Genomic DNA, 12,915 nt, shown 5'->3' on the forward strand with positions numbered 1-12,915 from the left:
TTCCCTCGCAATCTTTGCACACTATACCGCTTCATTATGCAAATTTTCATTTGTTTGTAATTCTTCTGTTGAAATATGCTGGCCTTGTAATAACTGCCATATTTCCTGTCGCAGTTTACCAAACTCAGTTGATGCTCTGATACCGTCGCGCGGGCGGGGAAGTTCAATCTGGATTATATCTTTTATAGTTCCCGGATTGGAGGCCATTACTACTACCCTATCAGCTAAAAAGATGGCTTCATCTATACTGTGCGTGACAAAAACAATAGTCTTTTTGGTCTTTTCCCAGATTCGCAGCAGCTCTCCCTGTAAAACCTCACGCGTTTGTGCATCAACTGCTGCGAAAGGTTCATCCATAAGCAGTACTTCAGGATCATAGGCTAATGCCCTGGCAATTGCCACACGCTGTTTCATGCCACCTGATAATTCGTGGGGATAACGATCCTCAAAACCATTTAAATTAACTAGATCTATAAATCGTTGGCTTATTTCAGCGCGTTCCTTTTTAGGAACATTTTTTATTTCCAAGCCAAACTCTACATTTTTCCTAACGCTGCGCCACGGAAATAAAGCATATCCTTGCAAGACAATGCCACGATCCAATGCAGGGCCTGTAATCAATTTTTTATCCATATATATTTCACCGGAGGTTGGCTGTGCCAGTCCGGCAACCATATCCAGAAAAGTTGATTTTCCACAACCGCTCGGTCCTACAATAACGAGAAATTCTTCTTTTTTTACTGTTAAATTTACATTCTTTAAAACTTGGAATTCCGTTAATTCTTCTGTATCATGTTGCCGTACCTTGTATATCCTATTTATATTGACAGCAATAATTTTGTCATATTCACTACTTGCCGGAACGGCATCATTGGTTGAATCAGCCATACATTATCATCTCCTTGTACAATCTATCAATTACATATATCTGCAAGCTAGATTACTGTGCCAGATCAAGGGCCAATAAATCTTCTGATTTGATCTTGCCTTTAGGAATTACGTTGGCATTTTCCAAATCTTTGATCCATGGGTCAATCATGCGTGGTTTTAGATCTGTACCACCATAATAATAATGCGTTGCTGAAACCGGAACATGAATCCAATTTTCGGTTAATAATCTGGCTTCTTCTTGGTTTGCATTAGACCAGCGTTCAGCTTTAGCCATTGCTCTTGAAAATTTTTTGACTGTGTCTGGATGTTGTTTAATATAGTCTTCACTAAAATAGTAATAAGAAACTCCAGCTTCCGGACCAAGGCCGGCATCAAAACTGTCTGCAATTTTTACCATACCGGCATCTTCCATCGATTTATAATATGGCGGATGAACGCCGGCTACAGTGACCAACCCTTGTTTTACTGCCTGTACAGCTTGAATATCAGGCATTGTCACCCATTCAATTTTATCTCGTGCAACATTATTCCTATCGGCAATGTTGTTGGCTAGAAAATCAGCACATATATTAGTAGTTATTGTAGAAAATTTGACTTTTCCTTGAATATTATTCAAGTCCTTGAATGATTTTATACCGCTTTCCGGACTAACATACCATGCCATATGGCGCAATTTTGGGTCAAGGTCTGGAGCGGGATCTATGCCACCGACAACAACAGCTTTTATTTTTGCACCACCGTTAATAGCTACAGCAAGGGTATTAGGATGTGTACCACCGCCGACATCGTTATCTCCATTTATTACGGAGGGAATTTGTTGCGCTGGCTGGGTATCACCTGTATAAACCACTTTGAGGCCTTCTTCTGCAAAAAACCCTTTTTTATCAGCTACAACCCATGGCGTTGATGAACAATCTGTCTGTGACCAGGTCTTTATCGGTATTAAACCATCATTATCAGCAGCGGCTGCTTGGCCGCCCCCCTGGACTTGATCGCTGTTATTTGCCCCATAAAATACTGCCCCAACAATTACTACGCCTAGTATGCCGGCTAAAAAATTTTTTACCCCTCTTTTCATGCGCATAATCGCAATCCTTTCTACTAATTAAGTTTGTGACAGCTTTTCTGTCTAATATTCCGACACATTTTCCTGCCATGAAAGGATGTGCCTTTCTATTCTGGCAAATAAATAATTCAGGGATAACCCGAGTGCGGAAATAATAAAGGTGACTGCAAATAATTTAGGTATTTGGTAATTTATCTGTGCATTCCAGACCATCCAGCCCAAACCAGTACTGGCTCCAATCATTTCAGCCGCGATCAGCATAAAGAAAGCTGTCCCGCAACTCATTTTAAGTCCGTGAAAAACAGAGGCACTCGCTGCTGGTAAAATAACTTTAAAAAAAAGTGCCCATTTTTGCATACCCATAGAACGTGCTGATTTAATCAATAAAGGATCTACAGTACGTATGCCGGTAATGGTATTTAATAAAATTGGCCATAAGCATACCCAAAAGATAATGGCGACCTTTGACAGCTCACCGATTCCAAACAATAGGATAAATACAGGTAGAAGTGCAAATGGATTAGCTGCATTAAGCAATCGAACCATCGGTGTTGCTGCCCGTTGAAATATACGAAATGTGCCGCCAAGGAAAAAACCAAGCGGGACAGCTACTACACTAGCAAGAATAAAGCCGCTGATAGCGCGGAAAAGGCTGATGCCTATATTACCTAAAAGTACACCATTGGCAAATAATTGTAAGATAGTCCCTGCCATCACCGAAGGGGCGGCGACAAAAGTATCTTTGACGATTCCCGTATCTACAAGAAATTCCCAAGTAAGCAAAAATAATACGACAGAAATATTGGGAACAATAAACTTTTTTACTTTCAAACTCCAAAAATGAGTTTTTATTGAGCGGTCTTTTTGGATAGAAATAGCCTTTACCATCGTTTGCATAAAAAATAACCTCCTTATGCCCTTAAACATTCCCCGCTGAATTTAATTAACATTTGCATCTTCCTGCCAAAATAAAATAATTTTTTCCCACCAATGAATTAGATAACTTAAAAGCATTCCCAGTAAGGCAATGATAATGCCAGCCGCAAATAAGCGCGGCATCAGGCTGTTGGCTGTCGAGTTCAGAATAATCCAACCCAAACCGGCTTTAGCGCCAATCATTTCGGCAGCAATCAGCATCAGGAACGCCTGTGTAGTTCCATGGTGAATGCCTGTAAAGATTAATGGGGCTGTGCCGGGCAGCAATATTTCTTTAAATATCGTAAAGTGGCCGGCACCCATTGATTTTGCACTTTTTATATATAAGGGATCAATTTGGCTGACCCCAGCTACTGTTGTAAATAATATCGGCCAAAAGGCAGCACAAAAAATAATACTAATTTTTGCTGTTTCACCAATACCAAATATCAAAATGAAGATTGGAAATAATGCAAAAGCATTGATCTGGCTGCCTATTCTCAAAAGGGGTCGTAAAAAAACGGCGACTTTTTTAAAAGTTGATAAAGCAAATCCTATTGGTACAGCTAAAATTATGGCTAAAGCCACACCAATAAATACTCGCTGAAGGCTTGCCGCAATATGCAGCAGTAAATGTTCGACGAAAAACAATCTAACAATTGCTTCAATTACTTTTGATAAAGGTGGAATAAATTGACCATCAACAATTCCTGCACGTGGTAAAAATTCCCATAATAATAAGAAAAGAATTACCCCTGATGCATCAATAAAGCGCTCATTAATTTTCCTAATAAATCCTTCCATTCTAAATCTCCTTCACCAATCGGCAAGATGTCCATTGCTAAAGCCTGTCCTGCTCTTCTAATAAACTCTGCCATCGTCAATCTCCTCCATTCGACTGGCACATTACCCGAGTCTTCCTTTACAAGAAACACTTTTAAGTTTTAGCAAAATACGATACCAAATTACGCTTTAAAACCTATAAAAGGGTAAAAAAATAAGACATAGTAAATGCATGCATTACTTGCCTCTTTCTTTGACCATATATTAAGCAGTTATTTAATATAGTTATCCACTTGAAAGAAGTCGCAATGTCCCCATTTTTAATTTACACATATTACACATACAGTTTTTTATACAACAACTTTTTACCATGCTTTTCATTTTTTTTACCTCATATTTCATAAACTTAAATAGCGTAATTACTTTCAACAGTGTCATATAGGCCGTATTCTACTAGAATTTTTTCTAAATCTTCCGGTTCCATAGGCTTAGGCACTACAAACAATTTATTTTCTTCTATTTTTTTAGCCAGAATTCTGTATTCTTCTGCTTGCTTTGATTCCGGCTTATATTCGATAACCGTTTTACGCCTTATTTCAGCATGCTGGACTATATTATCACGTGGAATAAAGTGAATAAGCTGTGTTCCTAGTTCTTTGGCAAATGCCCTAAGCAGCTCTATTTCTCTATCTACATTGCGGCTGTTGCAAATGATTCCGCCGAGTCGTACGCCGCCTTTGAGAGCATATCGTTGGATACCTTTGGAAATATTATTGGCTGCGTAGAGAGACATCATTTCTCCACTGGCTACAATATATATTTCTTTGGCTTTGCCTTCACGGATTGGCATAGCGAACCCGCCGCAGACAACATCACCTAGAACATCATAAAAGACGTAGTCCAAATCTTCCGTATATGCACCCATTCGTTCCAGCAGACCTATTGATGTAATGATACCGCGGCCGGCACAACCTACTCCTGGTTCCGGACCACCGGATTCTACGCAGCGTATGCCCTTAAATCCTACTTTCACAATGCTGTTAAGATCAAAATCCTGTCCCTTTTCCCTTAATGTATCAAGAACTGTTTTTTGTGCAAGTCCTCCTAATAAAAGACGCGTTGAATCTGCTTTGGGATCGCAGCCAACAACTATAACCTTTTTGCCTTGTTCAGCCAAGCCCGCAGTTAAATTTTGGGTAGTGGTAGATTTGCCGATACCACCCTTTCCGTATATTGCGATTTGCCGAATCTTTTTATCTGCCATAAAAATTTTTCTCCTTTAACTTATTTATTAACCATGTGAAAAAGTTTCCCGTTGCTGCATTTCACCAAGGTAAACTTGTCGGCTGAAATTATTTTTACCCGGGATACCAACTGCATCTGCCCGGCAGTGCTGGCAATGCCTGAACACATCAATGTATTTGCCGGCTTCATGGCGAACCGATTCTATATCAGCGCAGTTTGGAGCGGAAAAGTCTTTTAACTTATGCTGTGGAATAAGCGGTATGATATTGTAAATTATCGCGCCGCATTTTGCTACAGCTTTAGCTACATCCTTTATATGAAACCTATTTATTTCGTTAACCAACACGGTATTTATTTTTATCGTTATTCCTGCTGCTGCTGCGGCTTCGATACCGGCAAGCTGGTTATGGATCAGTATTTCAGCACCTTCTGCACCCATAATTTTTTTACCGTGATAAATGATTCCGTCATTAAGCTGTGCTTCAATGTATGGATCTATAGCATTCACGGTAACAGTTAGCGTGTCGATACCCACAGCCAAAAGGTCAGGCAGCTTTTCTTTGAGCAACAAACCGTTGGTACTCATGCATTTTAGTAAGTTCGGGAATTTTTTGCCGACAAGTTTAAAGGTTTCTATCGCATTATCGGTAGCCAGTGTATCACCCGGGCCAGCTATGCCTACAACTGTGATGTCAGGGCAAAATACTAAAGCCCGTTCCACGTAGTCACAAGCTGCCTGTGGTGTGATCACCTTCGCCGCAACTCCTGGTCTATTTTCGTCTTTATTGATACTGCGTTCGCAAAAACGGCAAAAAATATTGCAGCCAGGACATACCGGCAGATGCATTCTGCCTCGATTATTTCTGGCACCAAAACATGGATGCAGATTATATACAGCTTCTTTTCTCATATCTTTTCACTTCTTTCATTACCAATAATCTGATTCAGGTAGTAGGTGCAGCGCATTGCATTTTTTTGAACCGTTTTCTATACAAAATAATATTTTCGATTGCTTTCGTAATCAATTCATCTGTTTCCAGTGGAGTAATGCGGCACTGTTCCAACACCGTTGCGGCACCTGCACCAATCGCTTCACAAAGGACATATCGGCAATCGGCTATGACCTCTACTGCTTTTTGCATTTCCTGCAAGTCATGGATTCCGTGACGGCACGGCGATTTTAAAGTCCTTTTCCCTGTAAGCTGATAAGTTTCATCATCCGCAACTTCTGCGATATAAAATAGATCCGCATGACCGAAGTGACGATCCACCCTTTCTCCGTCAGAGGAAGCTGCTGCTATTTTATAACTCATCAATCTTTCCTCCCTTATTTGACAATAGTGTTTAATAAAATAAACAATGGCTTTTTGAATATAGCACAAAAACAGGCCATAGATATTTAGAATACACTCAAAATATCCATGGCCTGCAGTTATCTGCTCAGCAGTTGTGCTATATTACAAGGCTGTTTTGTTTATTCATCTAATATAGTATATAAATCCGATTATGTAAGTCGTTATTACGACATTATTAGATTTTTTTACGTTTTTTTTGTTATATTGTTAATTTGTTTATAAGTAACTATATGGATACTTACCTATCTATGCAGTTACTTACTATGGTAAAATACCCTATTTTTATTGGATAAGTAATTTGTTATAATGGTATTAAGATTTATTAGTAAATTACATTTATGGATTAATGGAGGAATTACCTATGCAGGATGTTCAAGAAGTGTATAATTTTGTAAGAAAATGCCCAGCTTATTTTATTGCTACATATGATAAAGAAGCACAGCAGCCACGTGTGCGCCCTTTTACTACTTTTCATATATTTGAAGGTAAAATTTATATTCAAACAGGTAAGAAAAAAGATGTTTCGAAGCAGATGATTAGTAATCCGAAAATAGAAATAAGTGCATTACATGGAAGAGATAAATGGATACGTATAGATGCTGTGCCTGTTGAAGATCCCCGCTTAGAAGCACAACAGTCAATGCTGGATGCTTTTCCTACCTTAGCAGACAGATATGCTGTCAATGATGGTAATATGCAGGTATTCTATTTGAAAGACGTAACCGCAACTATATACTCTTTTTCTGGAGAACCGAAAACATATAAGTTCTAAAATGGTTATGCAGATATGGGATATACAGGTTTGGTGCCATAAATTTGCAATTGACATAAAAAGCTGTGCATGATATCATCATAACAGTGATAATTACGTTGACTGATTAGAAAAACTAAAGGTCGGAGTATATGTATACACAACATATGCTCCGGCCTTTTTCTTTTTAGGAAAAATTTTAAATAAAGAGGTTGATAAATATGGCAAAAAGAACATATGGACGTGAATATGGTTTTCAGACACGGGCTGTCCATACAGGAAATGATGTAGATGCTGAAACAGGCGCGATCAAGCGGCCTATTACGATGGCGAACAGTTATGAACTGCCATACGATCCATCTGATATGAATTGGAGTAGTGCTGATAAAAGCATTTATACCCGCAATGGTGGAAATAATCAAAAATACCTTCAGGAAAAATTAGCATCGCTTGAAGGAGGCGAGGATTGCGTTGTTTTAGCTAGTGGTGTTGCTGCACTTTCCGGCCTGTTTTTCTCATTGCTTAAAAGCGGTGATCACGTAATTTTTTCCAGTGTGACCTATATAGCAGTATACCGATTATTTAATGAGCTTTTAAATAATAAATTTAACATAGAAACTTCTATAGTCGATACTACTAATCCAGAAAATATAAAAAAAGTGATTAAACCGAACACAAAGCTCATACACATTGAAACACCGGGAAATCCAACTTTGGGAATTGCCGATATTAAAAGAATTGCCGATATCGCACATGAAAATAATGCGTTGCTTTCTGTAGATAATACTTTTGCATCTCCATTTAACCAACGTCCAATTGAATTAGGTGCTGATTTTACTATAGAAAGCCTTACAAAATATATAAATGGACATGGTGATGCTCTAGGGGGGGCAATCATCGGCCAGAAAAAATATTTGGATACCATACGGGCACAGGCGCAGATAAATCTGGGCGGTATAATCAGTCCTTTTAATGCCTGGCTGATCATGCGGGGATCGGTCACACTGCCACTGCGAATGAGACAGCACAATAAAAATGCGCAGAAGGTTGCTGAATATCTGGAAGGACTCGATTGTGTACGTTTTGTGGCATATCCAGGTCTAAAATCACATAAAGGGTATGCTGTAGCCAAAAAGCAAATGTCACCAGGTTTTGGCGGGGTATTGTCCTTTGGTTTGGATGCTGACCATGAAACGCATAACCGTTTTGTCAGTTATTTAAAAGTTATTACTTCTGCTGTATCATTGGGACATGATGAAAGCCTGATTGTATTTTTGGGCGAAAATGATGAACGGCAGTATCTCTATCCAGAAGAATTCCATAAAGGTTTTTTCCGGTTTAGTGTTGGCATCGAAGATATTGAAGACATTATCGGTGACCTGCAGCAGGCTTTGGAAAAAACAGGTCTTTTATCTGGAAAATAGTCTTAGAAGAAAAATTTGCGAAGGTGTGTGTTTATGTCTTATAAAGCTATCTGGACTGAAAATAAAAAATTAAACGCAGTTGAGAAAGTAAAATTAAAAAAAGATGGCCTGGATATTATTGATACTATTGTCAATAAATATGCAAAAACAGGATATGATAGTATAGATGCCGATGATATGGGATTGTTTAAATGGGCTGGCGTTTATGAACAAAAACCAAAAAACGGATATTTCATGCTTAGGGTGCGTATGACCTCGGGAATTATGCGTGCAGAACAAGCTAAAGTGTTAGCGGAGATTGCAGAAAAATACGGACGCGGCATAGCAAATATCACTACACGTGGTTCTATCCAATTTCATTGGTTAAAGATAGAAGATATCCCTGATGTTTTTAGGCGACTCGATGCTTGTGGCTTGAGTTCATTCGAAGCTTGCGGTGATTGTACCCGCTCAATAGTAGGGAATCCCTTGGCCGGAATAGATAAAGAAGAATTAATTGATACGAGTTCCCTTGTCAGGGAAGTAAATGATTTTTTCCTTTTGAATAGAGATTTTTCTAATTTACCGCGGAAATATAAAATATCAATATCAGGTAGTGTACATAATGCTGCACACGCACAAATAAATGACATAGCATTCACGCCTGCAAGTAAAAATATTGATGGGAAAGAAGTACTTGGTTTTCATATTTGGCTTGGTGGAGGTCTTTCCAGTACACCGCATCTGGCAAAAAAGCTAAATATTTTCGCTAAACCAACCGAAGTTTTGCAAATAACAAAAGCTGTATGCACTATTTTTCGTGATAATGGCTATCGTGAAAGAAGAACACATGCAAGGCTAAAATTTCTGCTCGATGATTGGGGTGTAGATAAATTTCGGGATAAAATAACTGAAATTACAGGTCCGTTATTGGAAAGCGGCATTGATAAAACAGTTTCCTGGAACGCTGCTTATTATTATGGTATACATCCACAAAAACAGCAGGGAAAAACCTTTATCGGGCTAAATATTCCCTTGGGCGAAATAAAAGCTGCTGATCTGGCTGAACTGGCTTCCATAGCTGAAACGTACGGGGATAAAAAACTTCGTACAACTTTATCACAAAACATAATAATTTCCGGGATAGACGATGAACGCATTCCTTCATTAATAAAAAAAGAAATTTTTAAGAGATTGCCTGTAACACCTAAAAATTTTCTTGGCTATACTATAGCCTGCACAGGTAATGAATTTTGCAATTTAGCCATTGTCAACACTAAAGATACAGCTAGGCAGATTGCCAACTACCTTGATGAAAAAATCCACTTGCCCGTACCGGTACGCATTCACATTACGGGCTGCCCAAATTCATGTGGGCAGAAACATATTGCCGATATCAGCTTGCAGGGTGGCAGAGTTAAAACGGAAAATGGAGTAGAAGATGCTTTTACTGTATGGGCGGGCGGTACGTTAGACGGTGACGGCCATTTTGCCGAAAAACTAAAAGACCTTACTGCCAGCAGTGAAATAAAATTTGTACTAGAGAAGATTCTTCGTTTTTACCAAAAAAATGCACTGGAAAATGAAAAATTTACGGCTTTTGTTAATAGAATAGGTATTCTGCCGCTTAAAAATATAGCCGAATCATAAATTTATGCAGGTACTTGATATACACTAAATAGCTATAATTAAAAATTAAAACCACAGTCAATAATGTATTCCTTCAATAAGGAAAGATTATTGACTGCGGTTTTTTATTTTGGTAATGGTTTGTCTGTTATTTATTAACAGTTTTTTTAGGCAAAGTAGCAAGTGCTGTTCTAATTTGTTGCAAAGCTTTTTGTAAAATACTGCGTGGACAGGCAATGTTCATACGCACAAAACCGATCCCGTCATCACCGAAAGCATAACCTTGATTTACCCATACCTTGGCGGTATGTAATAAAAATTGTTCCAAGTTTTTACTGCTCATAGCATATGCCCGGAAATCAAGCCAAAGGAAATAAGTTCCCTGTGGTTTATGGACTTGCAGCATAGGCAGGTGTTGTTTTAAATATGTTAAAGCGAAATCTCTGTTTGCTTCAATATATGACAATGCTTCATCCAGCCAGGCCGCTCCCTGTGTATAGGCAGCAATAGTCGCCGGTAAAGAGAATAAATTTATTTTAGGATAACCGAAAAAATCAATTGTATTTTTGAATTTTTTACGGATATCGTTATTGCTGATGATTATGCTTGAACTGCGCAACCCGGCCAAATTAAAGGCTTTACTAGGAGAAGTGCACGCAATAATCCGCTCAGAAATTTCAGGAGAAAGTGAAGCCAATGGTGTATATTTTTTCCCTTCGAAGACAAGATCACCATGTATTTCATCAGAAAAAATCATTACATTGTAGGTAAAACAAATTTGAGCCATTTTTTCTAATTCATCTTTAGTAAATACCTTACCAACCGGATTATGCGGATTACAAAGAATAAATATTTTAGGTCGATATTTTTTTATTTTATCTTCGAAGTCAGTAAAATTGACTGCATAGCCATCATCAGTATGCAAAAGGGGACTTTGTACAAGCGTTCTTTGTGTGTTGTGTATTATTTGAAAAAATTTATGATATACCGGTGTTAAAATCAAGACACCATCATTTTTTTGGGAAAAAGTATGCAAGCCTATTACCAGTGCACTTGCTACACCTGCGGTATATACGATATCTGTTGCAGAAAAATGCCAATTATGACGTTCGGAAAACCATTTGCAAACAGCTTCAAAATATTCTTTAGTTTCAGAGGCATAACCATAAATGGCTGTATCAGCACGTTCTTTTATAGCTGCTTCAATAGCCGGCGCTGTTTCAAAATCCATATCAGCCACCCACATAGGCAAAATATCCTTTTCGTGTGTTTTTTCTTCACGTAAATTCCATTTGTTAGAAAATAGTTTATCGTATTTATGGAGCTGGTCAAAATCTCTTATCATATTTTATCCCCACTTATGTTTTACCTGTAATTAATCGATAATTGTTATATGGAATAATTCCATCTTGGAAGAATACGTTCAAGGAATTGTTTAGTGCGTTTTTCCTTGGGATTAGTGAAAATATCTTTAGGAGAGCCTTCCTCCACAATATTTCCATCAGCCATAAAGATAATATGCTGGGCAATATCCATAGCAAAAGACATCTCATGAGTCACGACGATCATCGTAATTCCCTCTTTGGCAACAGCCTGCATTACACTGAGCACTTCACCGACCAACTCAGGATCAAGTGCCGAAGTGGGTTCATCAAATAAAATTACATCGGGATTAAGGGCAATTGCCCGGGCAATCCCCACCCGCTGCTGTTGTCCTCCTGATAATTGAAGCGGATAAGCCTCATATTTATCCTTTAGGCCTACCTTGTCTAAAGCCTGCTTGGCAATCTCTCGTGCCCGGCCAATTGGCATTTTTCGGCCGGTTACCAAACCTTCCATAACATTTTCGATAGCATTCATATTGTTAAAAAGATTATAATTTTGAAATACCATGGCTGTGCGGCGGCGAACAGCTAATATTTCTTTGCTGGTAGCATTTTTAAAATCAACTTTAGTATCGCCAATGATTAATTCACCATCGTCAGCCGATTCTAGAAAATTGATGCACCGCAGCAACGTCGTTTTACCCGAACCACTGGGACCGAGAATTACTACAACTTCTCCTTTATTTACTTTTAAATTAATACCTTTTAAAACCGTATTTTTACCAAAAGCTTTATGGACATTTTTAAGTTCAATCATCTATAACACCTCTTGTCGAAGATTGTTTTTAGCAGATCCCAGTTGATATTTTTTCATATGGTTTTCCCAGACAGCAAAAAGGCGTTCTGTCAAAAGGCATATTCCCCAATAAATAAGTGCTGCTGCAATATAAGCTTCTAAAAAGCGGTAATTTATTTGGGCAGTCGTAAGGGCACCATTCATGACATCAACGACGGTTATAAGATATACTACCGAAGAACCTTTGATAAGCCCTATTAGATTATTGCCCAGTACAGGAATTGCTACGGGGAAAACCTGCGGTAAAACCACGCGCCGTAACGCCTGCCAACGAGTTAAGCCAACTGAATAACAAGCTTCATACTGCCCCTCGCTTACAGACATAAGTGCACTGCGCATTGTCTCCGATATGATGATGACCGCATAAATAGAGATGGCAATTATAGCAATATAGACTTTATCCATAAATCTTATGACATCAGCCCAAGCGTAATATTGGGCCAATAAATCAAACGGTTTAAGAATAAGAAAATTCATTATGAATAAATGAAGGACTAATGGTATTCCCTTTACTACTGGAATGATAATATCTGCGAGCGGAGCGATAAATCTTATCCTAAATTTACGGCAAACAGCAATTAAAGTGCCAAATACAATCCCTATAAATAACGGTATCAATGATAAAGCCAGTGTCACAGGAATATAATGGACAGCCGTTATAAAAGATGTAATTACGTAGTGAAAATCAAAAACCAT

14 protein-coding genes are annotated in these 12,915 nt (G+C 38.4%); 3 read left to right on the top strand and 11 right to left on the bottom strand.

From position 1 onward, the window contains the following. Window positions 1–21 precede the first annotated feature (21 nt). The 8 genes from EDC37_RS09620 to EDC37_RS09650 form a co-directional block, all read right to left on the bottom strand. Window positions 22–888 (bottom strand): ABC transporter ATP-binding protein, encoded by an 867-nt coding sequence (locus EDC37_RS09620; RefSeq protein WP_132550783.1) that lies wholly within the window; start codon window positions 886–888, stop codon window positions 22–24. 52 nt (window positions 889–940) lie between these two features. After that, window positions 941–1,975, bottom strand: coding sequence for an ABC transporter substrate-binding protein (locus EDC37_RS09625; protein ID WP_132550785.1), 1,035 nt, complete (start codon window positions 1,973–1,975; stop codon window positions 941–943). Between the two features lie 45 nt (window positions 1,976–2,020). Next, entirely contained in the window at window positions 2,021–2,854 is an 834-nt protein-coding gene (locus EDC37_RS09630) for an ABC transporter permease (RefSeq protein ID WP_132550787.1), read from the bottom strand. Window positions 2,855–2,896: 42 nt separating this feature from the next. Further along, window positions 2,897–3,676, bottom strand: a complete 780-nt coding sequence (locus EDC37_RS09635; RefSeq protein ID WP_132550789.1) for an ABC transporter permease — start codon at window positions 3,674–3,676, stop codon at window positions 2,897–2,899. Then, window positions 3,622–3,750 (bottom strand): hypothetical protein, encoded by a 129-nt coding sequence (locus EDC37_RS12630; protein ID WP_269140868.1) that lies wholly within the window; start codon window positions 3,748–3,750, stop codon window positions 3,622–3,624. The genes EDC37_RS09635 and EDC37_RS12630 overlap by 55 nt, the downstream gene beginning before the upstream one ends. Before the next feature lie 311 nt (window positions 3,751–4,061). Next, entirely contained in the window at window positions 4,062–4,904 is an 843-nt protein-coding gene (gene nifH / locus EDC37_RS09640) for a nitrogenase iron protein (protein ID WP_196589800.1), read from the bottom strand. A 42-nt stretch (window positions 4,905–4,946) separates the two neighbouring features. Then, window positions 4,947–5,810: a radical SAM protein gene (locus EDC37_RS09645; RefSeq protein ID WP_132550793.1), complete on the bottom strand. Its 864-nt coding sequence runs from the start codon at window positions 5,808–5,810 to the stop codon at window positions 4,947–4,949. Window positions 5,811–5,844: 34 nt separating this feature from the next. Then, window positions 5,845–6,213: a NifB/NifX family molybdenum-iron cluster-binding protein gene (locus tag EDC37_RS09650; protein WP_132550795.1), complete on the bottom strand. Its 369-nt coding sequence runs from the start codon at window positions 6,211–6,213 to the stop codon at window positions 5,845–5,847. A 403-nt stretch (window positions 6,214–6,616) separates the two neighbouring features. Between EDC37_RS09650 and EDC37_RS09655 the strand changes: the two genes are divergently transcribed. From EDC37_RS09655 to EDC37_RS09665, 3 genes are all read left to right on the top strand, one after another. Continuing rightward, the gene (locus tag EDC37_RS09655) at window positions 6,617–7,027 is read left to right on the top strand and encodes a pyridoxamine 5'-phosphate oxidase family protein (RefSeq protein ID WP_132550797.1); all 411 of its coding nucleotides are present in this window, start codon (window positions 6,617–6,619) and stop codon (window positions 7,025–7,027) included. 200 nt (window positions 7,028–7,227) lie between these two features. Next, window positions 7,228–8,430, top strand: coding sequence for a trans-sulfuration enzyme family protein (locus EDC37_RS09660; protein WP_132550799.1), 1,203 nt, complete (start codon window positions 7,228–7,230; stop codon window positions 8,428–8,430). Between the two features lie 33 nt (window positions 8,431–8,463). Beyond that, the gene (locus EDC37_RS09665; RefSeq protein ID WP_132550801.1) at window positions 8,464–10,059 is read left to right on the top strand and encodes a nitrite/sulfite reductase; all 1,596 of its coding nucleotides are present in this window, start codon (window positions 8,464–8,466) and stop codon (window positions 10,057–10,059) included. Between the two features lie 127 nt (window positions 10,060–10,186). On the opposite strand, the gene EDC37_RS09670 is transcribed toward EDC37_RS09665, so the two are convergent. Genes EDC37_RS09670 through EDC37_RS09680 form a run of 3 tightly spaced genes read right to left on the bottom strand, consistent with a single transcriptional unit; the run spans window position 10,187 to window position 12,915 of the window. Next, a complete protein-coding gene (locus EDC37_RS09670; RefSeq protein ID WP_132550803.1) occupies window positions 10,187–11,383 on the bottom strand; it encodes a MalY/PatB family protein in 1,197 nt (398 codons plus the stop codon). Window positions 11,384–11,427: 44 nt separating this feature from the next. Next, window positions 11,428–12,180, bottom strand: a complete 753-nt coding sequence (locus EDC37_RS09675; protein WP_132550805.1) for an amino acid ABC transporter ATP-binding protein — start codon at window positions 12,178–12,180, stop codon at window positions 11,428–11,430. Next, complete coding sequence (locus EDC37_RS09680) at window positions 12,181–12,915, bottom strand: amino acid ABC transporter permease (protein WP_132550807.1); 735 nt, start codon at window positions 12,913–12,915, stop codon at window positions 12,181–12,183.

It is taken from the genome of Pectinatus cerevisiiphilus, from assembly GCF_004341685.1.
Classification (GTDB): domain Bacteria; phylum Bacillota; class Negativicutes; order Selenomonadales; family Selenomonadaceae; genus Pectinatus; species Pectinatus cerevisiiphilus.

Bases quoted from the DNA above. Each gene is read 5' to 3' on its own strand.
- EDC37_RS09665 (WP_132550801.1), top strand. From the start codon at position 8,464: ATGTCTTATAAAGCTATCTGGACTGAAAATAAAAAATTAAACGCAGTT.
- EDC37_RS09655 (WP_132550797.1), top strand. From the start codon at position 6,617: ATGCAGGATGTTCAAGAAGTGTATAATTTTGTAAGAAAATGCCCAGCT.
- EDC37_RS09645 (WP_132550793.1), bottom strand. From the start codon at position 5,810: ATGAGAAAAGAAGCTGTATATAATCTGCATCCATGTTTTGGTGCCAGA.
- EDC37_RS09660 (WP_132550799.1), top strand. From the start codon at position 7,228: ATGGCAAAAAGAACATATGGACGTGAATATGGTTTTCAGACACGGGCT.
- EDC37_RS09650 (WP_132550795.1), bottom strand. From the start codon at position 6,213: ATGAGTTATAAAATAGCAGCAGCTTCCTCTGACGGAGAAAGGGTGGAT.
- EDC37_RS09630 (WP_132550787.1), bottom strand. From the start codon at position 2,854: ATGCAAACGATGGTAAAGGCTATTTCTATCCAAAAAGACCGCTCAATA.
- EDC37_RS09675 (WP_132550805.1), bottom strand. From the start codon at position 12,180: ATGATTGAACTTAAAAATGTCCATAAAGCTTTTGGTAAAAATACGGTT.
- EDC37_RS09635 (WP_132550789.1), bottom strand. From the start codon at position 3,676: ATGGAAGGATTTATTAGGAAAATTAATGAGCGCTTTATTGATGCATCA.
- EDC37_RS09625 (WP_132550785.1), bottom strand. From the start codon at position 1,975: ATGCGCATGAAAAGAGGGGTAAAAAATTTTTTAGCCGGCATACTAGGC.
- EDC37_RS09620 (WP_132550783.1), bottom strand. From the start codon at position 888: ATGGCTGATTCAACCAATGATGCCGTTCCGGCAAGTAGTGAATATGAC.
- EDC37_RS09670 (WP_132550803.1), bottom strand. From the start codon at position 11,383: ATGATAAGAGATTTTGACCAGCTCCATAAATACGATAAACTATTTTCT.
- EDC37_RS09680 (WP_132550807.1), bottom strand. From the start codon at position 12,915: ATGGTTTTTGATTTTCACTACGTAATTACATCTTTTATAACGGCTGTC.
- EDC37_RS12630 (WP_269140868.1), bottom strand. From the start codon at position 3,750: ATGGCAGAGTTTATTAGAAGAGCAGGACAGGCTTTAGCAATGGACATC.